Origin of the sequence: Mycobacterium sp. ENV421 (genome assembly GCF_002887815.1) — a bacterium.
Classification (GTDB): Bacteria; Actinomycetota; Actinomycetes; order Mycobacteriales; family Mycobacteriaceae; genus Mycobacterium.
This window is the reverse complement of sequence record NZ_PDHO01000010.1, coordinates 35,045-58,610: the sequence shown is the minus strand read 5'-3', so window position 1 is coordinate 58,610 and position 23,566 is coordinate 35,045. Positions and strand designations below refer to the sequence as shown.

25 protein-coding genes are annotated in these 23,566 nt (G+C 69.0%); 18 read left to right on the top strand and 7 right to left on the bottom strand.

The annotated features are described in order from the left end of the window. The first annotated feature begins 44 nt into the window (after positions 1-44). Complete coding sequence (locus CRM90_RS14445) at positions 45-782, top strand: DUF4333 domain-containing protein (protein WP_102807637.1); 738 nt, start codon at positions 45-47, stop codon at positions 780-782. Positions 783-840: 58 nt separating this feature from the next. On the opposite strand, the gene CRM90_RS14440 is transcribed toward CRM90_RS14445, so the two are convergent. Next, positions 841-1,794 carry a 5'-3' exonuclease gene (locus tag CRM90_RS14440; protein ID WP_102807636.1) on the bottom strand — a complete coding sequence of 318 codons (954 nt, stop codon included), beginning with the start codon at positions 1,792-1,794 and terminating at the stop codon, positions 841-843. A gap of 22 nt (positions 1,795-1,816) precedes the next feature. Then, positions 1,817-2,665, bottom strand: a complete 849-nt coding sequence (locus tag CRM90_RS14435; protein ID WP_102807635.1) for a hypothetical protein — start codon at positions 2,663-2,665, stop codon at positions 1,817-1,819. Between the two features lie 35 nt (positions 2,666-2,700). Between CRM90_RS14435 and CRM90_RS14430 the strand changes: the two genes are divergently transcribed. After that, positions 2,701-3,819: a M24 family metallopeptidase gene (locus CRM90_RS14430; RefSeq protein ID WP_102807634.1), complete on the top strand. Its 1,119-nt coding sequence runs from the start codon at positions 2,701-2,703 to the stop codon at positions 3,817-3,819. Here CRM90_RS14430 and CRM90_RS14425 read toward each other — a convergent pair. Further along, positions 3,816-4,229: a F420-dependent biliverdin reductase gene (locus CRM90_RS14425; RefSeq protein ID WP_036337572.1), complete on the bottom strand. Its 414-nt coding sequence runs from the start codon at positions 4,227-4,229 to the stop codon at positions 3,816-3,818. The two genes, CRM90_RS14430 and CRM90_RS14425, sit on opposite strands and share 4 nt — an antisense overlap. Positions 4,230-4,265: 36 nt before the next feature. Here CRM90_RS14425 and dprE2 point away from each other — a divergent pair, with 36 nt between their 5' ends. From dprE2 to CRM90_RS14405, 4 genes are read left to right on the top strand one after another with little or no spacing between them, the layout of a single operon-like run. Then, a complete protein-coding gene (gene dprE2 / locus CRM90_RS14420) occupies positions 4,266-5,015 on the top strand; it encodes a decaprenylphospho-beta-D-erythro-pentofuranosid-2-ulose 2-reductase (RefSeq protein WP_102807633.1) in 750 nt (249 codons plus the stop codon). Continuing rightward, a complete protein-coding gene (cbiE, locus tag CRM90_RS14415) occupies positions 5,012-6,187 on the top strand; it encodes a precorrin-6y C5,15-methyltransferase (decarboxylating) subunit CbiE (protein WP_102807755.1) in 1,176 nt (391 codons plus the stop codon). The genes dprE2 and cbiE overlap by 4 nt, the downstream gene beginning before the upstream one ends. Beyond that, positions 6,184-6,939 (top strand): precorrin-4 C(11)-methyltransferase, encoded by a 756-nt coding sequence (gene cobM / locus CRM90_RS14410; RefSeq protein ID WP_102807632.1) that lies wholly within the window; start codon positions 6,184-6,186, stop codon positions 6,937-6,939. Before cbiE ends, cobM begins: the two co-directional genes overlap by 4 nt. After that, positions 6,939-7,661, top strand: coding sequence for a cobalt-precorrin-6A reductase (locus CRM90_RS14405; RefSeq protein WP_102807631.1), 723 nt, complete (start codon positions 6,939-6,941; stop codon positions 7,659-7,661). The genes cobM and CRM90_RS14405 overlap by 1 nt, the downstream gene beginning before the upstream one ends. Here the strand turns inward: CRM90_RS14405 and CRM90_RS14400 are convergent. The 4 genes from CRM90_RS14400 to cobG all read right to left on the bottom strand — a co-directional run bounded on the left by CRM90_RS14400 (position 7,658) and on the right by cobG (position 12,297). After that, positions 7,658-9,001, bottom strand: coding sequence for an HNH endonuclease signature motif containing protein (locus tag CRM90_RS14400; RefSeq protein ID WP_102807630.1), 1,344 nt, complete (start codon positions 8,999-9,001; stop codon positions 7,658-7,660). The two genes, CRM90_RS14405 and CRM90_RS14400, sit on opposite strands and share 4 nt — an antisense overlap. A 74-nt stretch (positions 9,002-9,075) precedes the next feature. After that, positions 9,076-10,536 (bottom strand): precorrin-2 C(20)-methyltransferase, encoded by a 1,461-nt coding sequence (locus CRM90_RS14395; protein ID WP_102807629.1) that lies wholly within the window; start codon positions 10,534-10,536, stop codon positions 9,076-9,078. Further along, the gene (locus tag CRM90_RS14390) at positions 10,533-11,159 is read right to left on the bottom strand and encodes a precorrin-8X methylmutase (protein ID WP_102807628.1); all 627 of its coding nucleotides are present in this window, start codon (positions 11,157-11,159) and stop codon (positions 10,533-10,535) included. Before CRM90_RS14390 ends, CRM90_RS14395 begins: the two co-directional genes overlap by 4 nt. 16 nt (positions 11,160-11,175) lie before the next feature. Then, on the bottom strand, positions 11,176-12,297 hold the full coding sequence (gene cobG / locus CRM90_RS14385; RefSeq protein WP_199189900.1) for a precorrin-3B synthase: 1,122 nt from the start codon (positions 12,295-12,297) through the stop codon (positions 11,176-11,178). Positions 12,298-12,327: 30 nt separating this feature from the next. Here cobG and CRM90_RS14380 point away from each other — a divergent pair, with 30 nt between their 5' ends. From CRM90_RS14380 to CRM90_RS14325, 12 genes are all read left to right on the top strand, one after another. After that, on the top strand, positions 12,328-13,278 hold the full coding sequence (locus tag CRM90_RS14380) for a DUF4129 domain-containing protein (RefSeq protein ID WP_102807627.1): 951 nt from the start codon (positions 12,328-12,330) through the stop codon (positions 13,276-13,278). After that, entirely contained in the window at positions 13,275-13,751 is a 477-nt protein-coding gene (locus CRM90_RS14375) for a hypothetical protein (RefSeq protein ID WP_102807626.1), read from the top strand. Before CRM90_RS14380 ends, CRM90_RS14375 begins: the two co-directional genes overlap by 4 nt. Further along, complete coding sequence (locus tag CRM90_RS14370; RefSeq protein WP_102807625.1) at positions 13,748-14,710, top strand: AAA family ATPase; 963 nt, start codon at positions 13,748-13,750, stop codon at positions 14,708-14,710. The genes CRM90_RS14375 and CRM90_RS14370 overlap by 4 nt, the downstream gene beginning before the upstream one ends. Next, positions 14,710-15,951: a DUF58 domain-containing protein gene (locus CRM90_RS14365; RefSeq protein WP_102807624.1), complete on the top strand. Its 1,242-nt coding sequence runs from the start codon at positions 14,710-14,712 to the stop codon at positions 15,949-15,951. The genes CRM90_RS14370 and CRM90_RS14365 overlap by 1 nt, the downstream gene beginning before the upstream one ends. Next, complete coding sequence (locus CRM90_RS14360; RefSeq protein WP_233209324.1) at positions 15,948-16,361, top strand: hypothetical protein; 414 nt, start codon at positions 15,948-15,950, stop codon at positions 16,359-16,361. The genes CRM90_RS14365 and CRM90_RS14360 overlap by 4 nt, the downstream gene beginning before the upstream one ends. Before the next feature lie 54 nt (positions 16,362-16,415). Next, the gene (locus CRM90_RS14355; RefSeq protein ID WP_102807623.1) at positions 16,416-16,979 is read left to right on the top strand and encodes a peroxiredoxin-like family protein; all 564 of its coding nucleotides are present in this window, start codon (positions 16,416-16,418) and stop codon (positions 16,977-16,979) included. A 20-nt stretch (positions 16,980-16,999) separates the two neighbouring features. Continuing rightward, positions 17,000-17,620, top strand: coding sequence for a TetR/AcrR family transcriptional regulator (locus tag CRM90_RS14350; RefSeq protein WP_233209323.1), 621 nt, complete (start codon positions 17,000-17,002; stop codon positions 17,618-17,620). A 17-nt stretch (positions 17,621-17,637) separates the two neighbouring features. Next, positions 17,638-18,555, top strand: a complete 918-nt coding sequence (locus CRM90_RS14345) for a haloalkane dehalogenase (protein ID WP_102807621.1) — start codon at positions 17,638-17,640, stop codon at positions 18,553-18,555. A gap of 33 nt (positions 18,556-18,588) precedes the next feature. Continuing rightward, positions 18,589-22,191 carry a cobaltochelatase subunit CobN gene (gene cobN, locus CRM90_RS14340; protein WP_102807620.1) on the top strand — a complete coding sequence of 1,201 codons (3,603 nt, stop codon included), beginning with the start codon at positions 18,589-18,591 and terminating at the stop codon, positions 22,189-22,191. Positions 22,192-22,220: 29 nt separating this feature from the next. Continuing rightward, complete coding sequence (locus tag CRM90_RS14335) at positions 22,221-22,604, top strand: PPOX class F420-dependent oxidoreductase (RefSeq protein WP_102807619.1); 384 nt, start codon at positions 22,221-22,223, stop codon at positions 22,602-22,604. A 3-nt stretch (positions 22,605-22,607) separates the two neighbouring features. Next, the gene (locus CRM90_RS14330) at positions 22,608-22,988 is read left to right on the top strand and encodes a PPOX class F420-dependent oxidoreductase (RefSeq protein ID WP_102807618.1); all 381 of its coding nucleotides are present in this window, start codon (positions 22,608-22,610) and stop codon (positions 22,986-22,988) included. Between the two features lie 71 nt (positions 22,989-23,059). Next, positions 23,060-23,527, top strand: coding sequence for an FxsA family protein (locus CRM90_RS14325; protein ID WP_102807752.1), 468 nt, complete (start codon positions 23,060-23,062; stop codon positions 23,525-23,527). The last annotated feature ends 39 nt before the right edge of the window (positions 23,528-23,566 follow it).

Here is a 23,566-nt window from a genome sequence, read left to right as displayed (position 1 = left end):
GCTACGGTGGGAGCGGCGAATCGCTACCAGATCAAGGAGAGACGATGAGCGGACCGCAGGGATCAGAACCTAATCCCTGGCAGGCTCAACCCGGGCAAGGTCAGGATCAGCCTGCCTCCGGCTCCGAGCAGCAGCCCAGCGGCAGCGAAGCCCCGGCCTGGCAGCAGCCGTCCGGTGAGCCGCCGGCCTGGCAGCCGCCCGCCTACACCCCGCAGCAATATCCGCAGTACGGCCAACAGCCCGGTCAGCAGTACCCGCAGCAGCCGTACCAGCAGCCGACCGAGTACAACCCGGGCACCTACGCGCAGCCGGGTCAGCAGTATCCGCAGTACGGGCAGCCGCCGTACGGTCAGTACCCGCAGCAGCCGGGTCAGTACCCGCAGCAGCCGGGTCAATACCCGCAGCAGCCGGGCCAGTACCCGCAGCCCGGCGACGAGGGCGCCAAGAAGTCCTCGACAGTGCTGTTCGCGGTCATCGGAGTGCTGGCCGCGATCGTCGTCGCCGTCGTGCTGGTTCTGGGCTTCTGGAAGCCCGGCTTCTTCGTGACCACCAAGCTCGATATCGGCAAGGCCCAGCAGGGCGTGCAGAACATCCTCACCGACGAGACCAACGGCTACGGCGCCAAGAACGTCAAAGACGTCAAGTGCAACAACGGCCAGAACCCGACGGTCAAGAAGGGTGACACCTTCACCTGCGAGGTGAGCATCGACGGCACGAAGCGTCAGGTGACGGTCACCTTCCAGGACGACAAGGGCACCTACGAGGTCGGCCGGCCGAAGTAGCCGCTCGGCGGCGTCATGTGCCGAAGTAGCCGCTCGGCGGCGTCATATGCCGACGTAGCTAGTCGAGGGCATCCAGCGCTTTCTGCAGGCGGCCGATCGACGATCCGACGCCGTAGGCGTTGGCCAGTTCCGCGACGCGTGATGGGTCGGCGGCCGCCAGCGGTAGCCGGTCGTGATCGGTGCTGAATTCCACCGGTGCGTCGCGGGCCACCTGCACCACCGGTCCGGCCGCCTCGATGTAGTCGGTCGCCGCCAGAATCTTGCTGCGAAAAGCCTTGGACAGTCTCGATTTCGGGTCGTGCGCGGCGGCCAGGATGTCCTCCAGCGATCCGTACTGGGACAGCAGCGTGGCCGCCGTCTTCTCCCCGACGCCCGGCACCCCGGGCAGGCCGTCGGACGGATCGCCGCGCAGCAGCGCCAGTTCGGCATAGGCGGCACCGGCCCGATGCGCGGGCACCCCGTACTTTTCGGCAACCTCGGCAGGTCCGAACATCGTGGCGTTCGACAACCCGCGGCCCAGATAGAGGACCCGCACCGCGACGGGATCGTCACCCACCAACTGCAACAGGTCGCGGTCGCCGCTGACGACCACCACAGGATCGCGCGTCTCGGCGGTGGCCAGCGTGCCCAGCACGTCGTCGGCTTCGTAGCCTTCCGCTCCCGCGGTGGCGATCCCGAACGCGTCGAGCAGCTCCATGATCATCTCGACCTGATGACTGAGCTCGTCGGGGACCTCTTCCAAATCCGTTTCCCCGCTTGGCTTTTCTTCCGCAACGCGGTGCGACTTGTACGACGGGATCGCATCGACCCGGAATTGTGGGCGCCAGTCCAGATCGAGGCACACCACCAGGCGGCCCGGGCGTTCGCGGGTGATCAGCGTCGCCACACTGTCCAGGAAGCCGCGCACGGCGTTGACCTGTCGGCCGTCGGGTGCGGTGATCGACGAGGGCACCCCGAAGAACGAACGAAACCACATGCTCGCGCCGTCGAGCAGCAACACCGGTGCAGACATGCGAGCCATCCTGCCAGTCTGGCTACCCGCCGTAGCGGAACAGATACGAACCGGTGGTGATCGCCTTGTCGCCGGCGCCTTCGTCATGCAACGTGACGTGCACCGCGACGGTGCCGCCGGGCCCGCGAATCGGCTCGGCGTCGGCCCGGAACGGCCCGATCTTGCCGCGCGCCAGGAACATCACATGCGAGCTGACTCCCTGCAGGCGGTCGGTGCCCACCACAGCGGCCGCGGCGTCGAGCGCGGCCGTCTCCAGGATCACGAACTGGGGGCCGACGTGCATCGCGGCGTCCGGCGACGCCACCTCCACCGAGAGCTCCGGCATCGCCCACGCCCCGCCCGCGCGCCGGACCGCGCCGAAGACCTGCCACAGTGGCGGCAGGTCGGGGGAGTCGACGACCTCGATCGGGTTGAGCTCCATCTTGCCCAGTCCGTCCGGTGGGACACCGATGCTCACGCCCTGGCCCTCGTTGAGCGCCAGCACCCGAGAAGGGTTGTCCGCGTCGATGATCCGCGATCGGCTGTACGCCATCTGCCTGCCGCGCTTGAGGTTCTCGGACCGGATCTCGATGCGGCGTACGCCGTGGCCGGGATCGACCACCTGGATGGAGTGGATCACCGGGTTGGGCACCGCCTCGAGGTCGGAGACCAGTCCGCTGTCCGGGGACACGATGCCCAGCACCGCCAGGTAGAGGCCGCCTGCCGGGTTGCGCATGTCGTGACGGATCGCGACGGTGTCCTGGGCGTCGACGTCCATCGACGAGTAGCTGCGGCCCAGATAGCGATAGCTGAGTAGCCCACCCCAACGCCGGTTGAGCTCGGCGGCGTAGGCCGCGGGGTCGTCGGCGAGCTCACGGATATCGCGGAGCATCGCGTCATCGTATGCCTGCGGCTAGCCTGGCTGGCATGACCGACCGTTTCAGTAGCGACGTCTATGCCCGCCGGCTCGCCGCCGCAGCAGCCGCGGCCTCCGCTGCCGGGGTGGCCGGGCTGGTGATCACCCCGGGATACGACCTGCGCTATCTGGTCGGCTCGGCGGCGCAGACGTTCGAGCGGCTGACCGCGCTGGTGGTACCGGCGACCGGCGCGCCGACCGTGGTGGTGCCGCGGCTGGAACTGGCGTCGCTCAAGGATTCCGCGATCCTCGAACTCGGCCTGAGCGTGCAGGATTGGGTCGACGGCGACGACCCGTACGAGCTGGTGTCGGCCGCCCTGGGGGGACATGCCCGGATCGCGGTGACCGACTCGATGCCGGCGCTGCACCTGTTGCCGCTGGCCGAACGGCTCGGCGCGGTGCCGGTGCTCGCCACCGAGGTCTTGCGATCGCTGCGGATGATCAAGGATCCGGCAGAGATCGACGCCCTGCGCAAGGCGGGTGCCGCGATCGACCGGGTGCACGCCCGGGTGCCCGAGTTCCTCAGACCCGGCCGCACGGAAGCCGAGGTCGCCGCAGATATCGCCGAAGCCATTGTGGCCGAAGGGCATTCAGCGGTGGCGTTCATCATCGTCGGGTCCGGCCCGCACGGCGCCGACCCGCACCACGAACAGTCCGACCGGGTCCTGGAGGCCGGCGACATCGTCGTCGTCGACATCGGCGGCCCGTACGCGCCCGGCTACAACTCAGACTGCACCCGCACCTACAGCCTGGGCGAGCCCGGCGCCGACATCGCGCACCAGTATGCGGTGCTGCAGACCGCGCAGGCCGCCGCGGTCGAGGCGGTGCGGCCCGGGGTGACGGCCGAGCAGGTCGACGCCGCCGCCCGCGACGTGCTCGCCGAAGCGGGGCTGGCCGAGTATTTCGTGCACCGCACGGGGCACGGCATCGGACTTTCGGTCCACGAGGAGCCCTACATCGTCGCGGGCAACGACCTGCCGCTGGCGGAGGGGATGGCGTTCTCGGTCGAGCCGGGAATCTACTTCCCCGGCCACTGGGGTGCCCGCATCGAGGACATCGTGATCGTCACCGCCGACGGCGCTGAAGCGGTGAACACCGGCCCGCACGGGCTGACGGTGGTCCCGGTTTAAGCCTTCGTGTGGTCCAGCAGACCCGACGAGCCCAGCACCCGGGTGATGTGCACCTCGATGACGACACGCTTGGGATTGACCCGCGGCGTGCGATAGCGCTGGGCGTACCGAAGCTCGGCGTCGCGGACCGCGGCGGGGTCCCGGTTGACGCTGGCCTGGCCTTCGAGGGACAGCCAGCGGGCACCGTCGACCTGCGACAGCACGCCGACGCCGGAGCGCTCGGCGTTGATCGCCTTCTGCGAGCCGTCGCTGGTGATGACCCGGGCGATGTGGGTCTTGGGATCGAAGGTGAAGCCGACCGCCACCACGTGCGGCGAGTTGTCGGCGCGCAGTGTCGTCAGCATCGCGAGGTGGCGTTCGGTGAGGAATGCCAGCGCATCGCTGGTCAGCCGGGTCGTTGAGTTCGCCATCAACGCCCACGGTATCGCAGTGAATAATCTCGAGGTGTGAGTGACACGGGGGCCGGTCCGGTCGTGATCTTCGGCGGCCGCAGCGAGATCGGCGTCGAGCTCGCGCAGCGGTTGGCGCCCGGCGCCACCGTGGTGCTGGCGGCGCGGCGTGCCGAACAGCTGGAGGAGCAGGTCAGCGCGGTGCGCGCAGCCGGCGCCGTGGCGGTACACACCGTCGAGTTCGACGCCGACGACGTCGCGGCCCACGGTCCGCTGCTGGAGCGTCTGGCGGCCGAGCACGGACCGATCGGCACGGCCGTCCTGGCTTTCGGGATCCTGGGCGATCAAGCCCGTGCCGAAGCCGACGCTGCGCACGCGGTGGCGGTGGTGCACACCGACTATGTGGCGCAGGTCAGCCTGCTGACGCACCTGGCCGCGGCGATGCGCACGGCAGGCCGGGGTGCGATCGTGGTCTTCTCGTCGATCGCCGGGGTGCGGGCGCGTCGCGCCAACTACGTCTACGGCTCGGCCAAGGCCGGACTGGACGCCTTCGCATCCGGGCTGTCCGACGCGCTGCACGGCAGCGGTGTGCAGCTGCTACTTGTCCGGCCGGGCTTCGTGATCGGCCGGATGACCGAGGGCATGGACCCCGCGCCGTTGTCCACCACGCCCGCCAAGGTGGCCGACGCGACCGCCCGGGCACTTCGCGGCGGGCGTCGCGAGGTGTGGGTGCCGACACCACTTCGCCTGCTGGCGTTCGCGTTTCGGATGACGCCCCGCGCCGTGTGGCGGAGGATGCCCCGATGATCTTCGTGGTGGGGATCGGTGCGGACGGCATGGCCGGTCTGGCGCCGACATCCAGTGCCGAATTGCGCAGGGCCACCGTGATATTCGGAGCGAAACGTCAGCTGGATCTGTTGGACGAGTCGGTCATCGCCGAGCGGCGGGAATGGGGCAAGCCCTTCCTGGACGCGTTGTGCGCGGTCCGGGACTTCGACGGTGACGTGCATGTGGTGGCCAGTGGCGATCCGATGCTGCACGGTGTCGGCGCCTCGCTGATCCGGCTGTGCGGGGCCGACCGGGTGCGGGTGTTGCCGCATGTGTCGAGTGTGACCCTGGCCTGTGCCCGGCTCGGCTGGTCGGTTCAGGACACCGAGGTGATCAGCCTGATGCTGGACGTCCCGGCAGCGGCTGTGCGCCGAGGGGGCCGCGCGATCGTGCTGACCCGTGACGGTCAGGGCCCGGCGCAGCTGGCGCGCCTACTGACCGAAACCGGGCGGGGTCACTCGGAATTCACTGTCCTGGAGCAACTCGGCGGTCCCGGAGAGCGTTACCGCACCCGTACCGCGCGCGATTGGGCCGACGACCCGCCTGAGGGCGTCGACGATCTCAACGTCGTCGCGGTGCACTACCTGCCCGATGAGCGGCAGTCGTCCGTCCTTCCGGATGCTGCGTTCGCGCATGACGGGCAGATCACCAAGCAGGCGATGCGTGCGGTCACCATCGCCGCGCTGGCACCGCGGCCAGGTGAGTCGCTGTGGGATGTCGGATCCGGTTCGGGCAGTATCGCCATCGAGTGGTGCCGTAGCGGGCCGGGTTGTCGCGCAACGGCCTTCGAGCGCGTCGCCGGGCGTCGCGAACGAATCGAGGCCAATGTACGGGCGTTCGGTGTGCGAGTCGAGGTGACCTTCGACGCTCCCGAGATGTTCGACACAGTGCCGACGCCGGACGTGATCTTCATCGGCGGCGGGGTCAGCCAGCCGGGCTTGATGGATGAGTGTTGGAAATACCTGCCGGTCGGCGGGCGACTGGTCGCCAATGCCGTCACCGTCGAATCGGAAGCACTTCTCGCTCAGTGGCATTCGAAGGTGGGCGGCGAACTCCGGAAGTTTCAGCATTACACGGGCGAACCTGTCGGTGGCTTCACCGGCTGGCGACCGGCCATGCCCGTCACTCAGTGGGTGGTGACCAAGCAGTGACGGTGTACTTCATCGGTGCCGGTCCGGGTGCGGCCGACCTCATCACCGTGCGGGGGCAGCGGCTGCTGCAAAAGTGCCCGGTCTGCCTCTACGCCGGCTCGATCATGCCCGACGATCTGCTGGCGCTGTGCCCCGCCGACGCCACAGTGGTCGACACCGGACCGCTGACGCTGGAGCAGATCATCGCCGAGTTGGCCGAAGCCGACGCTGCCGGGCTCGATGTGGCGCGGCTGCACTCGGGTGACCCGGCGATCTACAGCGCGCTGGCCGAGCAGTGCCGTCACCTCGACGCGCTCGGTATCGGCTACGAAATCGTGCCCGGCGTACCGGCATTCGCCGCCGCAGCCGCGGCGCTCGGCCGAGAGCTCACCGTGCCCGGGGTGGCCCAGACCGTGACGCTGAGCCGGGTGTCCACCCTGTCGACCGCGATGCCGGAGGGTGAGGACCTGGTCACCCTCAGCAAGCCCGGAGCGACGCTGGTACTGCACCTGGCCGCACACCGGATCGACGCGATCGTGCCGGAACTGCTCGACGGTGGCTACCGCCCGGACACCCCGGTCGCTGTCGTCGCGTTCGCCAGCTGGCCGAAGGAGACCGTGCTGCGCGGCACGCTGGCCGACATCGCCGCCAAGATGCACGACGCGCAGATCACCAAGACCGCGGTGATCATCGTCGGGGATGTACTTGCCGCCGAGGGCTTCACCGACAGCTACCTGTACTCCTCGGGCCGCACTCGCGGCAGCAGGCATTGATGCGGATCTTGTTGCTGGGCGGCACCGGCGAGGCGCGGGCGCTGGCGGCTCGGCTGCACCCGGACTGCGACATCGTCAGCTCGCTGGCCGGCCGGGTGCCAGATCCGGCGCTGCCGGTCGGGCCGGTCCGCATCGGCGGATTCGGCGGAGTGGACGGTCTACGACAGTGGCTGCGTGCCAACGACATCGGGGCCGTTGTCGACGCCACGCACCCGTTCGCCGCCACCATGACCGCGCACGCGGCACAAGCCTGCGCCGAACTGGGCGTGCCGTACCTGGTGCTGTCCCGCCCGGCGTGGGACCCGGCCGGCACGGTACAGGTGGCCTCCGACGTCGAAGCGGCTGATCACATTGCCGAACAAGGCTTTTCGCGGGTGTTCCTCACCACCGGCCGGTCCGGGGTGAGGCCGTTCACCGGCAGCAATGCGTGGTTCCTGATCCGGGTGGTGACACCGCCGGATGCCGAAGTGCTCCCGCGCAACCACGAGGTGGTGCTGTCGCGCGGGCCGTACGGCTACGACGACGAGTGCGCACTGCTGCGGGACAACCGGATCGACGTGCTGGTCACCAAGAACAGCGGGGGAGCGCTGACCGAGGCCAAACTCGCCGCCGCCAGAGACCTCGGCGTCACCGTGGTGATGATCGACCGGCCGCCGCTGCCCGCGGGTGTCACGGCTGTTGACACCGTGGACGAGGCGGCAGCCTGGGTGGAGCGTCTCTAGCAGAGCAGCACTTCGGGGTGGTGATACAGGTTGATCCGCGTCTGACCTCGGTCGAGATGCGGCGGCGGAATCCATTCGGTCTTGTTGTCCCGTCTGCGTTTTCGGGTGGTCCAGCCGGTGGGTCCGGTGTTGACCATGCGGTTGTCACAGCCACAGGCCAGGGTGAGTTCGTTGATGTCGGTGTTGCCGCCGAGGGCAAAGTCGTGGACGGCATGATGGACTTGGCTGTGGTACGCGGGTGCGGTGCAGCCCGGTTTGGTGCACCCCCTCTCGATCGCGTAGAGGGCGAGGCGTTGCCCGGGACTGGCGGTTCGGCGGGTGCGCCCGTAATAGAGCTTGATCTCTCGTGGTGATTCGAAGACTGTCAGATAAGGGTGTGCGCGGGCAGCCAACCGGATGACCGTCGACATGGGCAGATAGGTGTCGCCGCCGGTGTGGGCCAGCCCGGCGGCCGAGGTCAGCTGTTCCAGCGTGGTGGTGGCGACGATGGTGACCGGCAGGCCATTGTGTTGACCCAGCTGTCCAGACGAGAGCATCGCCATGCACACGGTCTTGAGTGCGTCATGGGTACGCTGGGCGCCCGATCGCATGTCACCGGTGATCTGTCGTTCGCTGGGTGTGCCATCGACACAGGGTGTTTCGTCGTCGGGATTGCAGTAACCCGGGGCCGCGAGCTTCGCGTTGGTGGCGTCCAGAGCCGCTCGCAATTCCGGATCCGCCCAGCCGGAAATCCTGCTCATACCGTCGACTTGTTGTGGACCGACGACGATCCCGCGTTTGCGGGCCTGGTCGCGCTCGTCGTCGAGGATGCCGTCCTGGTTGATCATCGCCATCAGCTGGTGGGCGAGTTTGCGCAGTGCCTCCGGAGTGAGCCCGCCGGCCAGTCCGCCTAGTTGGGCTTCGGCGTGCTCGCGGGTTGCCCCGTCGACCGCTGCGGGTAAGTGATCCATGAAAGACCGGATCACTGATACGTGGTCGGCGCCTATCTCTCCACGGCCTTGGGCGGCCGCGGTCGCAGGTAGAGCCGGTGGAAGTGCTTCTCCGGTTAGCGATTGTCGCGGTCCAAGTTCAGCGGCGTCACTCAGTCGGCGGGTGGCGTCGGCGCTGCTGATGCCGAGGCGGTGTGTCAACACTGCGCGCCAGGACTTGGCGCCTATATCGACAGCCGAGGTCTGTGACTGGAGCTGTGTCAGGACGGTGTGTTCCATCGCGGGCAGTTGTCGGCGTAACCGCTCGACGCGTTCGAGCACGGCCAACAATTCGGGTGCTGGTATGTCCGTCGCCGATTGCGCCGCCGCCTTGTCCCAGGCGATCAGCACGTCTTCCAGCAGCTCCAGCACTCTTCGAACATTAGTTCGACGCTACGACGAATCTCGTCCGATTGTGACGGCTGTGGTCGATGAGCCTAAAGAAGTTACTGAGGATAGCGCCGCGGCGTGAACACCGTGTCGCCGTACCACTGCGTCTGCGACGAGCCCACGATCAGCAGGCACCGCATGTCGACGTCGGCGGGGTCCAGATCGCCGAGCCGCACGACCTTCACCGACTCGTGCGGTCCGGCCACGTCGCGGCCGATCACCACGGGCGTGCCCGGTTCGCGGTGCTCCAACAGCAGATCCCGCATCGCCGCGACCTGCCAGGTGCGGCTCTTGGAGGCCGGGTTGTAGATCGCCAGCGCCAGGTCCGCCTCGGCGGCCGCCGAGAGTCGGGCGGCAATGATGTCCCACGGCTTGAGTCGGTCGGACAGTGAGATCACCGCATAGTCATGCCCCAGCGGCGCACCGACCCGGCTGGCGACCGCCTGCGCGGCCGTCATCGCCGGGATGACCCGAACGGCGACGTTCGGCCACTGCTTGGCCTCTTCGAGCACCGCGGAGGCCATCGCGAAGACGCCGGGATCACCCGAGGACACCACCGCGACGGCATGTCCCCGCTCGGCCAGCTCGCACGCCAGGCGGGCCCGCGCCGGTTCGTCGGTGTTGTCGCTGGGGTGGCGCCGCTGCCCGGCGTGCGCCGGGACGCGATCCAGGTAGGGGCCGTAGCCGATCAGATCGGTGGCCGTCGCGAGCTCGTGCCGGCTCTGCGGCGTCATCCAGTCGATGTCACCGGGGCCGAGACCCACCACGGTGACGCCGCCGGTGACCGGCTTGGCCCGCGCTCCGCCCGGCAAGATGGCCAGCGAGAAGTAGGGCACCGATTCGGCCTCGACCTCGCCGGCAGGCAGCACGCGTTGCGAGTCGGTACTGGCCCGCTCGACGTAGAACGCCTCATCGAGGCGGCCTGCCATCGAAAGTGCTTCCCGCACTTGGGGATACGTCCGTCCCAGCTTCATCACCACCGCTGCGTCGGCGTCGGCGAGGCGGCGGGCGAGCTCGCGCACCGGCATGGTGCCGGGCAGCACCGAGAGCACTTCGTCGCCGGTCACCAGGGGAGTGGCTATCGCCGCGGAGGCTGCGCTCACCGATGTCACGCCCGGGATGATCACCGCGCTGAACCGCTCGGTCAGCCGGGTGTGCATGTGCATGTACGAGCTGTAGAACAGTGGATCGCCCTCCGCGAGCAGCGCGACATCACGCCCGGCGTCGAGGTGGGCGGCGATCCGGTCGGCCGCCTCGCGATAGAAGTCCTCCATCGCGCCGGCATAGCCGCCGGGGTGCTCGGTGGTCTCGGTGGTCACCGGGTAGACCAGGTGCTCTTCGAACTGGCCGTCGCGCAGGTAGGGCTCGGCGATGCGCCGTGCGATGCTGCGGCCGTGCCGCGCGCTGTGATAGGCCACCACGTCGGCCGCGCCGATGATCCGGGCGGCCTTGACCGTCACCAGCTCCGGATCACCAGGGCCGAGGCCGACGCCGTAGAGAGTGCCCGTGCCGGTCATTCGCGCTCACTCGCGATCGCGTTCACCGCGGCGGCCGCCATCGCGCTGCCTCCGCGCCGGCCCTGCACCACCAGGTACTCCATGCCCCGCGGCCGGTCGATCAGCTCCTGCTTGGATTGCGCCGAGCCGACGAATCCGACCGGCCCGCCCAGCACCGACACCGGGGCGGGCACGCCGTCGTCGATGAGCTCCAGCAGCCGGAACAGCGCCGTCGGCGCATTCCCGATGGCGACGACGGCACCGGCCATCCGATCGGCCCACAGCTCGACACCAGCGGCCGAGCGGGTGTTCCCGGCGCGCTGGGCCAGCTCGGGCGCCCGCGGATCGGCCACCAGCGACACCACCTCGTTGCCCGCGGGCAGACGGGCTGCGGTGATGCCGGCCGCGACCATCGACGAGTCGCACAGGATCGGCGCCCCGGCCAATAGGGCGGCGTGCGTCGCGCTGACCACGCCCGGGCTGAATGCCACATGCTCGGCCACGTCGACCTGACCGCAGGTGTGGATCAACCGGACGACGACCCGCGCCACATCCCCGGGAAACGCGGTCAGATCGGCCTCGGCACGAATCGTCGCGAACGACTGCCGATAGATCTCGGCTGCGTCGCGAATGTAGTCGAGCACGCGATCACCCTACGGCCTACCGAGATGCGGGCCGGAACCCCTCCGCCGTCGCCACGAACACCTGACCTGCCGGGGGACTGCCGCACGCCCGCTCGCATCCCACATAGTGAACGTGGCCGCTGCGCAGGCGCGCGTCCTCGTCGAGCGCCACCCGGGCGGCCTCCGCGCGCACGTCGGCCCGCGACTTCTCACAGCCCGGGCTGCCCACGCAGGCGCTGACGTCCAGCCACGGCGAGTTCTCGTCGAATACCAACCCCATCGGCGCCAGCACCCGCAACGCCGTGTCGGCCACTGGCTCGTCCAGGTCGCAGACCAGCACCGAGCGCCACGGCGTGATGATCACCGGCGCGTCGATCGCCGCGACGAACTCGGCCTGGCGGGATTGCAGAACACCGAGGGGGATCGCTGCGCCCAGCGCCACCCGGCCGTCGTCCTGCGCGATCCAGCCGACCGGCGGCCGTAACACGGGCGGATATTCGGCTCCGGGTGCCGCTGTCGTCGGGAAACCCGCCAACAGCGTCGACGGATCATCCAATTCGGCCACCCGCCAAGCGGTTCCGCGGATCTCGACGAACCGTCGCGCAATCGTGATCAACGCCGACACCACGTCACCCGGAGCCACCCGGACCCCGGTGTCGCGACCGGCCAGCAACAACGCGACACCGTCGGAGTGCACATGGACCCCGGCGTCGGCGGCGAATCCGGAGATGTCGCCGCGGCCGTCGTCGAGGCCGAACAGGAACCTTCCCGGCAACCGCGCCAACTCCGCGTCGGCCTGAATGGCGAGATCCAGCTCGATCACCCACGGCCGCACATCCGCCGCGCCGCCGACCCGGCCGGACAACGGCGAGGCGACGATATTGCGCACCCGTTCGTGCGTCGGCGAGGGCAACAGCCCGGCAGCGGCCGAGGCGTCGGCGACCGCCGCGGTATCCCGCACCCCGCGCAGCTGCAGATTGCCGCGTGCGGTGAGCTCCAGAGTGCCGTTGCCGAATTCGGCGGCGGTGTGCGCCAACGCTTCCAACTGCCGGGCGGCGATCATCCCCCCGGGCAGCCGCAGGCGGGCCAGCGCGCCGTCCGCCGCCTGGTGCACCTGCAGCGCACCGGGGCAGGCGTCGTCGTCACGCAAACGCTTCACCCATCCACCGTACGGGCGTATGTTCGGGCCATGGCGACGGCTGCCACACCGAGGGTGGTCGCACTGGTCGCGCTGATCCTGTTGCTCGGCCTCGCGTTGCGCGGGCATCTGCCGGATGCGCCGCGGCCGCCGCGGACCCCGCCGACCGGCGGAACCGGCAGCCTGCTCGCGCTGCTGACTCTGGTGCTGGCCTGTCTGCTGGTGATGATCGTCGCGTTCGTGGCGAAGCTGCGCGACCCGCAGCGCGCCACGCAGGCCGCGCGAACTCACGTACCCGGTGGCGGTGGCGGCGTAGGTGTGCGACGGAGCTGGCGCTTCGTGCTGGTTATCGTCGCGGCGGTGCTGGCGTGGTTGATGATGGCCGCGCTGTTCACTCAGCTGCGCCTCCCGCAACTGAGTGGAGGTCCGCCGCCGGCGCCGCCCATCGCCACGCCCACCGGCACCGCACCGCCAGGCCAGGCCGCCGCCCGGCCGCCACCGACACCCGAACCCGCCGCCGCCGACCCGTTCTTCTGGTATCTCCTGGCTGCTTTCGCGGCGCTTCTGCTCGTCACGCTGATCGGCGCGATCGTGCTCCGGGCGCGCGAACGACGTCGGGAGCCGGCGCCACCGCCACCTGACGACCGCCCCCGCGACGCGGTGCCGCCCGGACCCGGATCACTCGCGCTGGCCGCCGAGCGCGGTCTGGCCGAAGTCGGCGACCTCAGCCGTGAACCGCGGGAGGCCATCATCGCGTGTTATGCGGCAATGGAACACGCACTGGCCGGCGCCCCCGGCGTGGCCCCGCAGGAGTCGGACACCCCGTCCGAGGTGCTGGCCCGTGCCGTCGACCATCAGGCGATCCACGCCGGCAGCGCCACCGAACTGGTCACCCTGTTCGCCGAGGCCCGGTTCTCCACCCACGTGATGAACGAGGGACACCGCGAAACCGCCGAACGGGCGCTTCGCCTGGTCCTCGGCGAGCTGCGGAGCCCCGCGTGATCCGGCTGGTGGGAGGCGGCCTCCTGCTGGTCGTGGCAGCGGAAGTGCTGGCGATCGTGCTGAATGCCGGGCGGTGGATCATGCCGGTCGCGGGGCTCGCGGTAGCTGCATTCCTCATCGCCGCCCGGCTGACTGTCGTTGCGGCACAAGGCCGGTCGGTACCCGAACTGCCGTCGGACGACCCGGCGGAGGCATTGTGGCGCTGGCGGTCGCGCACCGAGTCGACAGTTCAGTGGGCGGATGCCACCCGGGAAGACTGGGACCGGCATCTGCGGCCGAAGCTGGCCCGCGAGTTCGTGCTCGCCACCCGTCAGCGGGATCCCGTGGCCCTACAGGCGACCGGGCGCATCGTGTTCGGCGACGAGCTGTGGCCGTGGGTTGATCCGAACAACATCGAGCGAACCCGGAGCCGTGAACCCGGACCGGGGTACGCCACCCTCGAGGAGATCCTGCGACGGATGGAAAACCTATGACCATGCCCGCTCCGGCGATGACGGCGTACTGCGAAGCGGTGCTCGACGAGATCGAGCGTGCGGTGGTCGGAAAGCGGGCCGCCCTCACACTGATTCTGACCACGGTGCTCGCGGGCGGGCACGTGCTGATCGAGGACCTGCCCGGTATGGGCAAGACACTGATCGCCCGGTCCTTCGCCGCGGCCCTCGGCCTGCGGTTCACCCGCGTGCAGTTCACCCCGGACCTGCTGCCCGCCGACCTGTTGGGGTCGACGATCTACGACATGCAGTCGGGCCGCTTCGAATTCCGGCCCGGCCCGATCTTCACCAACCTGCTGATGGCCGACGAGATCAACCGCACGCCACCCAAGACGCAGGCTGCGCTGCTGGAGGCGATGGCCGAACGTCAGGTCAGCATCGACGGCCAAACCCACCGGCTGCCGGCCCCTTTCATCGTGCTGGCCACCGACAACCCGATCGAATACGAGGGCACCTACCCGCTGCCGGAAGCGCAGCTGGATCGGTTCGCGGTCAAGGTGGCGCTGAAGTATCTGTCCGAGACCGAGGAGGCGTCGATGCTGCGCCGCCGGCTGGACCGGGGCTCGGCCGAGGCGACGGTCAACCAGGTGGTGGACGCCGAAAATCTGCTGGCCATGCGGGAATTGGTGGAGCAGGTGTCGGTGCACGACGATGTTCTGCACTATGTGGTGTCGCTGGCGACGGCCACCCGCAGTCATCCGCAGGTGGCTGTCGGCGCCAGCCCGCGTGCCGAACTCGACCTTGTCCAACTGGCCCGGGCCCGGGCCCTGGTATCGGGCCGCGACTACGTGATCCCCGAGGATGTCAAGGCGCTGGCGGTCCCCGCGATCGCCCATCGGATCAGCCTGCGACCGGAGATGTGGGTTCGCAGCGTGCACGGATCCGACGTCGTCGAGCAACTCCTGCGGCGCCTGCCGGTTCCCCGCGCCGGCGCACGATGATGGACGGCCCCCGTTCGGTCGATGCTGTATTGCATTGGCGCGCATCCAAATTGACGGTGACACTGATGACGTGCGTCGGGGTGGGGCTGGTCGCGGCGGTGATTGCGTCGCGCTGGCAGCTGATCGCTTTCGTGGCGCCGATGCTGGGGGTGCTCGCCTCGATCAGTTGGCAGCACAGACCTGTGTCGGTCTCGGTCAAGGGCTACCCGGCGCTGACCCGGTGCTTCGAGAACGAGCCGGTGCAGCTGCGCGCCGAGCTGGCGGAGAACAGCGCGAACGCGACACTGGAACTGGGGGCGGTGGACGGCCTGGACATCGAGATCGTCACCGCCGACGCCAGGAGCGCCACGGTGTCCGCGACGGCGGGGAGGTGGGGCCACTACCCCCTGCGCGCCCGGGTCCGGCTCGACGCGGCCGGTGGACTGCTGACCGGCACCGCCACCGTCGACGCCGCCGACCTGTTCGTCTTCCCGGTGGCGCCCCCGCAACCGACCGGGATTCCGCGAACCGAACTGCCCGACCGGTTGGGCACCCACCTGACCCGCCACATCGGGCCGGGCGTCGAGTTCGCCGAGATTCGCCCCTACCTGCCGGGGGATCAGCTCCGCACCGTCAACTGGGCGGTCAGTGCCCGCCGCGGCAGCCTGCACGTCACCGAACGGCTGACCGACCGGGCCGCCGACGTCGTGGTGCTCGTCGACATGAGTGCACAGCCCGCAGGCCCGGCCACCACCGTCACCGAACGGGCGTTGCGCGGCGCGACACAGGCGGTGCAGACCGCGCTGCGCAACGGCGACCGTGCCGGCATCGTCGGCCTCGGGGGGCGCCGGCCACGGTGGCTCGGTGCCGATATCGGCCGGCGACAGTTCTACCGGGTGCTCGACGCGGCGCTCGGTGTGGGCAGCGAATACCAGCAGACCGCAGGTACTTTGGCGCCGCGGGCCGCGGTCCCGCCGGGCGCCGTCGTGGTGGCCTTCTCGACGCTGCTCGACACCCAGTTCGCGCTGGCACTCATCGACCTGTGCAAACGGGGACACACCGTGGTGGCGGTCGACGTGCTGGAAGGCTGGCCCTTTGCCGACGACGACCAGCCGCTTCTGCAGCGAATGTGGGCGTTGCAGCGTTCATCGATGTACCGGGACATGAGGGTCATCGGCGTCGATGTGGTGCCGTGGCCGGCTGACGTGGCGCTCGACCAGGCGATGAGCCTGGTGCCCGATCGTGGCCGGCGGTCGTCATGACGGTGCGGCGGCTGGTGGCGGCATCGTTCGCAGTCGCGATGACGGCGGCGACGGCGGTCGGTGCCGATACCCGCTGGCTCGCCGCGGCGGCGGTGGCGTTGATCGCCATCATCGTCGGTCTGTTCGTGCGTGCCGCGGCGACGGTGGCCGTTCTGGCGGCGACGGCCGCGATCGTGCTGACTGGACCGCACCCGATGCTGGCCGCGACGTCGGGGGTGTGCGCGGCGGCGTATCTGGTGTTGACGTACGCCACCCTGACCCGGGTCACGGCGATCGGGATCGCCGGCTTCGCCGCGGCCGGTGCCCTGGCTGCCGCGGTGCCCGTCGACCTGCCGTGGCTGCCGCTGCTTGCTCCGGTGGCCGTGGTCGCCGTGGTCGGTCTTGCGTTGAGTCCGTTCTCGGCGGACTGACCCCGACGTCAAACTGGACTTGACAGTACAGTTTCTGGAGTCGACTCTGTAGTGATGGTGCTCGCTCGGGTCAAGCCCGGAGATTGCGTCGAAGCTGATGAATTGCGCACCGTCAAGGGCGGCATCGTGGTCGTGCCTGATCCAGATCTGCTGGTGCACCTCCAGTTTCGGCGTTTCGCCGGCTGCCCGATCTGCAACGTGCACCTTCAGTCGGTGGTCAAGCGTCATGCCGAGATCACGGCAAGCGGAATCCGCGAGGTGGTGCTGTTCCACTCCACGCCCGAGGAGCTCGCCACCTACGTGGATGATCTGCCCTTCGACCTCGTCGCTGACCCGGAACGGCGGCTCTACCGGAGGTTCGGCGTGGAGACCTCGGTCCGAGCGATAGCCGACCCGCGCTCGCTGGCGCCGGTCGTCAAGGGCCTGATGGACCGGTCCCTGGCCGGGAAGTTGAGGCTGAAGGACGGGATGCATCGGGCCAACGGGGGTCATCTCGGTCTGCCCGCCGATATCCTGATCGACACCAACGGCACCGTCATCGACGCCAAGTACGGCACGCACGCCGGCGATCAATGGTCCGTCGACGAACTGCTTCACCACGCCAAGGCACGGCGCTGACTGGCGGACGCGCCACGCCGGTGCCGCTGACCGCGCGGGGCCGGCGGACACGCGCAGCGATTCTGGACGCCGCGGCGCTGCTGATCTACCAACGAGGTGTCCGCGCTACCAGTCTCGACGACGTGCTCGCGGTCGCGGGTTGCGGAAAGTCCCAGCTTTACCACTACTTCGACGACAAGGCTGAGCTGGTCGGTGCCGTGATCGACCGACAGCTGGAGATCGTTCTCGCAGCCCAGCCCGGGTTGACGCACATCGATTCCTGGGCCACGTTGAACGCCTGGATGGCCGGCATCGTGGCGATGCACTCGGCTCCCGGCGGCCCGTTCGCGTGTCCGCTGGGCAAGTTGGCCGCCGAGTTGATGGACGACGAGGCCTTTCGGCCGCGCGTCGACGCGGCCTTCGACCGATGGGTGGGTCTGCTCGCCGACGGGCTGCGCACGATGCAGGAACGCGGCGCATTAAGAGCCGATGCCGAACCGGATCGACTGGCCGCCAACGTTATTGCAGCGCTTCAGGGCGGCATGCTGGTCGGCCGGGTGCGGGGGGACATCACCCCGATGCGCGACGCCGTCGACGTCGCTCGGATGCAACTTCGGCAGTGGTGTCCCGCCACCGTCGACCGTGAACCACCAACCCGCTGAGGTACAGGAGCACACCAATGGATGTATTGCGCACCCCCGACGAGCGATTCGCCGCGTTGCCGGACTTTCCCTTCGAACCGCGCTACGTCGAGGTCGACTCCGGGGACGGCGGCACGCTACGGATGCACTATCTCGACGAGGGGCCGTCCGACGGCGAGGTGGTGCTGTTGCTGCACGGCGAGCCGTCCTGGAGCTACCTGTACCGGCGGATGATCCCCGTGCTCGTCGATGCCGGACTGCGTGCGGTGGCGATCGACCTGGTCGGGTTCGGGCGCAGCGACAAGCCCACCAGCCGAGACGATTACAGCTATCAGGCACACGTGGATTGGATGTGGGCGGCGATCGAGCAGATCGGTCTCGCCGACGTCACGCTGGTATGTCAGGACTGGGGTGGGCTGATCGGGCTGCGACTCGTGGGCGAGCATCCGGATCGGTTCGCCCGGGTGGTGGCCGCCAACACCATGCTGCCGACAGGTGATCATCACCCCGGTGAGGCGTTCCTGGCTTGGCAGAAGTTCAGCCAAGAGGTGCCGATGTTCCCGGCCGGGCAGATCGTCAACGGCGGGTCGGTTTCGGAGCTGTCGGCCGAGACGATCGCGGCTTACGATGCGCCATTCCCCGACGACAGCTATCAAGCCGGGGCCAGGCAGTTTCCCATGCTCGTGCCGATCAGCCCGGACGACCCGGCGGCCCCGGCCAACCGGGCGGCGTGGGCCGCGCTGGGTCGGTTCGAAAAGCCATTTCTGTCAGCATTTTCCGATTCCGATCCGATCACCGGCGCTGCCGAGCCGGTGCTGCGGGAGCACGTTCCTGGCGCACGTGGGCAATCGCACGTGACGATCGTCGGAGCAGGCCACTTCCTGCAGGAGGACAAGGGGCCGGAACTGGCCGAGGCCGTCGTCGCGTTCGTGCACGCCAACCCACGATCCGAATAGGGGCAGCGGGCGCCCGTACGGTACGAATGGTGGGTGCCTCCCACCGTGTTGTTGCTGTCGACGTCGGACACCGACCTGATCACCGCGCGCGCCAGCGGAGCTGATTTCCTCCTGCGCAACCCGGCGCGACTGATCGACGGCGAGCTCACCGAGCTCCTCGCCGACGCCGACGCCGTGGTGATACGGATTCTCGGCGGCTACCGGGCCTGGCAGGACGGTATCGACGCGGTGGTGGCCAGTGGACGACCGACCGTCGTCGTCAGCGGCGAACAGGCGCCCGACGCGGATCTGATGGAGCGCTCCACGGTGCCCGCGGGCATCGCCATGCAAACCCACATCTATCTGGCACAGGGCGGGGTGGAGAACCTCCGGCAACTGCACGCCTTCCTGTCCGACACCCTGCTGATGACCGGATTCGGCTTCAGCCCGCCGTCGGCCACCCCGGCCTGGGGTGTGCTGGAGCCGCGATGCGAGGGGTGCGACGGCTGCGGGCTGGAGCGCGGAACCGACCCCCGGCCCACGATCGCGGTGCTGTTCTACCGGGCTCAGCAGCTGGCCGGCAACACCGACTACATCCGCGCCATGTGCACCGCGATCAGGGCGGCCGGTGGTCGCCCGCTGCCGGTGTACTGCACCTCGCTGCGCACGCCCGAACCCGAACTACTCGAGCTGCTCGGCACGGCCGACGCGATGGTGGTCACCGTTCTGGCCGCGGGCGGCGCCCGTCCGGCGACCGCGGGGGCAGGCCATGACGACGAGAACTGGAACGTCAAACACCTTGCTGCCCTTGATGTCCCGATCCTGCAAGGACTGTGCCTGACCAGTTCGCGGGCCACCTGGTCCGACAACGACGACGGCCTGAGCCCGCTGGACGTCGCCACCCAGGTCGCGGTGCCCGAATTCGACGGCCGGATCATCACGGTCCCGTTCTCGTTCAAGGAGATCGACGAAGACGGCCTGATCTCCTATGTGCCGGACCCGGAGCGGTGCGCGCGGGTGGCCGGCCTGGCCGTCAACTACGCCACCCTGCGCCGGGTCGCGCCTGCCGACAAACGGTTGGCCCTGGTGTTCTCGGCGTATCCGACCAAGCATTCCCGGATCGGCAACGCGGTCGGTCTGGACACCCCGGCCAGCGCTGTCGCGCTGCTGCATGCCCTGCGCGACGCGGGGTACCAGATCGGCGACATCCCCGGCGTCGAGGCATCCGACGGCGACGCGCTGATGCACGCACTCATCGAACGCGGCGGCCAGGACCCGGACTGGCTGACCGACGGTCAGCTGGCGGGCAATCCGATTCGTATCCCGGCCGCGCAGTACCGGGAGTGGTTCGCCGCCTTGCCCGCTGAGCTCACCGACGCGATGGTCGCCCATTGGGGGCCGCCGCCCGGCGAGCTGTTCGTCGACCGCAGTCGCGACCCGGATGGCGAAATCGTGGTCGCCGCAATCCAATCCGGCAACATCCTGATCCTGGTGCAGCCGCCGCGGGGATTCGGGGAGAACCCGGTCGCGATCTACCACGATCCCGACCTGCCGCCCAGCCACCACTACCTGGCCACCTACCTGTGGGTGCGGCACGGTTTCGGCGCGCACGCCGCCGTGCACCTGGGCAAGCACGGCAACCTGGAATGGCTGCCCGGCAAGACGGTCGGCATGTCGGCGTCCTGCGGGCCGGACGCGGCGCTCGGCGACCTACCGCTGATCTACCCGTTCCTGGTCAACGACCCGGGGGAGGGCACCCAGGCCAAGCGCCGCGCCCACGCCACCCTGGTCGACCACTTGATCCCGCCGATGGCGCGCGCCGAAAGCTACGGCGACATCGCCCGCCTGGAACAACTGCTCGACGAGCACGCCAACATCGCCGCACTCGACCCGGGCAAGCTGCCGGCGATCCGCCAGCAGATCTGGACACTGATGCGCGCGGCGAAGATGGATCACGATCTGGGACTGGCCGAACGGCCCGAGGACGATTCGTTCGACGACATGCTGCTGCACGTCGACGGCTGGCTCTGCGAGATCAAGGACGTCCAGATCCGCGACGGGCTGCACATCCTCGGCGTCGCACCGGCCGATGAGGCCCAACTCGATCTGGTGCTGGCCATCCTGCGTGCCCGGCAGCTGTTCGGCGGTGAGCAACACCTCCCGGGTCTGCGTCAGGCACTCGGGCTGGCCGAGGACGGCAGCGCTGATCGCACCGAGGTCGACGAGGCCGAGAAGCAGGCCCGCGCGCTGTTGGCCGGTCTGCAGGCCACCGGCTGGGACGCCGACCGGGTCACGGAGCTGACCGACGATGACGGTGTCGCGGCAATCCTGCGGTTCGCGGCCACCGAAGTGGTGCCGCGGCTGGCCGGAACGGCCCGTGAGATCACGCAGGTGCTGCGCGCACTGGACGGCCGCTTCATCCCGGCGGGCCCGTCGGGCTCGCCACTGCGCGGCCTGGTCAACGTGCTGCCCACCGGGCGCAACTTCTACTCCGTGGACCCCAAGGCCGTGCCGTCGCGACTGGCGTGGGAAACCGGAGTCGCCATGGCGGATTCGTTGCTCGAGCGCTACCGCACCGATCACGGTGAGTGGCCGGCGTCGGTCGGTCTGTCGGTGTGGGGCACCTCGGCCATGCGCACCTCGGGCGACGACATCGCCGAAGTGCTTGCGCTGCTCGGTGTCCGGCCGGTGTGGGACGACGCATCCCGGCGTGTGGTCGACCTGGAGGCCATCTCGCTGGCCGAACTGAGCCGGCCGCGGATCGACGTGACCGTCCGGATCTCCGGCTTCTTCCGCGACGCCTTCCCGCATGTCGTGACGATGCTCGACGACGCGGTGCGGCTGGTGGCCGGTCTCGACGAGCCGGCCGAGCAGAACTTCGTCCGCGCCCACGCCCAGGTCGACCTCGCCGAGCACGGTGATGAAAGACGAGCCACCACACGAATTTTCGGGTCCAAACCGGGAACCTACGGGGCCGGTCTGCTGCAACTCATCGACAGCCGCAACTGGCGTGACGATGCGGACCTGGCGGAGGTGTATACCGCGTGGGGCGGGTTCGCCTACGGCCGTGAACTCGACGGCAGGCCGGCGGCGCAGGACATGTCCGCCCAGTACCGGCGAATCGTGGTGGCCGCCAAGAACACCGACTCGCGTGAACACGACATCGCCGACTCCGACGACTATTTCCAGTACCACGGCGGCATGGTGGCGACGGTGCGGGCGTTGACCGGCACGGCCCCGGCCGCCTACATCGGCGACAACACCCGCCCGGACGCGGTGCGCACCCGCACCCTGTCGGAGGAGACCACCCGGGTGTTCCGGGCGCGGGTGGTCAACCCGCGGTGGATGGCCGCGATGCGCAGGCACGGCTACAAGGGCGCTTTCGAGATGGCCGCCACGGTCGACTACCTGTTCGGATACGACGCCACCGCGGGCGTGATGGCCGACTGGATGTACGAGCAGCTCACCGAGTCCTACGTGCTGGATCCGGAGAACCGCAAGTTCATGAACGAATCCAATCCCTGGGCGTTGCACGGCATGTCGGAGCGGCTGCTCGAGGCGGTCGGGCGCGGCATGTGGGAGAACCCGGATCCGGCGACGCTGGACGGGCTGCGCCAGGTGCTCCTGGAGACCGAGGGCGATCTCGAGGCACGCTAGGTTCGGCCGGGCACCAGTAGATTGGTCGGATGGCTCCCAGCTTCGGCGAAGTGATCACGTCCCAGTACGTCTCCCTGACCACCTTCACCAAGGACGGCAGGCCCAAGCCGACACCAATCTGGATCGCTCCGGACGGCGACCGCGCTCTGGTGATCACCGGCAAGGACTCCTGGAAGGTCAAACGGATTCGGAACACCCCGCGGGTGACCCTGGCCGTCTGTGACCGCAGCGGCAACGTCAAGGGCGAAGCGGTGGAGGCGGTCGCGAGCATTCTCGACGACTCCCAGCAGATCCAGCGGGTGTACGACGCGATCGGCAACCGCTACGGGCTGCTCGGCAAGGTGTTCAACTTCTTCTCCAAGCTGCGCGGCGGCGCCACGCGCAACGTCGGCCTGGAACTGCGGGCCGCCTGACCGATGGCACCCACCTTCCACGACGTCGCGCAGGCGAAATACCTGCTGCTCACCACGTTCACCAAGGACGGCACCCCCAAGCCGACGGCCATCTGGGGCGTCCCCGACGGTGACCGTCTGCTGGTCATCACCGACCGGGTGTCGTGGAAGGTGAAGCGGATCCGCAACACCCCGCGGGTGACCATCGCCGAGTGCCACGTGCTCGGCAAGCCGAAGGGGCCGGCTGTCGAGGCCACGGCGCGGGTGCTGCCGGATTCGGAGACCCGCGATGTCTACAACAAGGTGCTGCGCCGCTACTGGCAGCACTCATGGTGGTTCTATCTGCACAGCGTGGTCCGCGGCGGCATCGACAAGGTGCACGTCGCGCTCGAGATCACCGCGTAACCGAACTCTCAGGCTGCTATCAGCGGCAACCGGAACCCGGCCGGTACCCGAGTCGTTGCCAGTACATGGTGATGCGGACGTTCTTCCTCTACGCCGTGGTCGAGCTGGCGGTCCTGGCCGCCCTGACCTGGTCGGTCGGCATCGGCTGGACGCTACTGATCCTGCTGGCGACCTCGGTGATCGGTGTCGCGCTGGCCGGCTCGCAGGTCAAAAAGCAGATCCTCAAACTCCAGCGCACCCGGACCGACCCGCAGGGCGCGGTCGCCGACAGCATGCTCGTCGCGCTCGGCACCGTCCTGATGTTCATTCCCGGCATCGTCTCCACCGCGGTCGGCGCGCTGATGCTGCTGCCCCCCACTCGTCGCGCGGTGCGCCCGTTGGCCGGCATGCTGCTCACCCGCGGTATCGCCCGCCGGGTCAGCGTCATCAACCTGACGGCGCCCGGCTACTCGGGCCGCGGCGAGTACATCGACGGCGAGATCGTCGAGGAACAGGTTCCCGGACCGGTCCACGACGCCAACATCGTCCGCCGATACTGACCCGTTGCGTCTGTCCCGCAGCTGCGGGGGAGACTGACT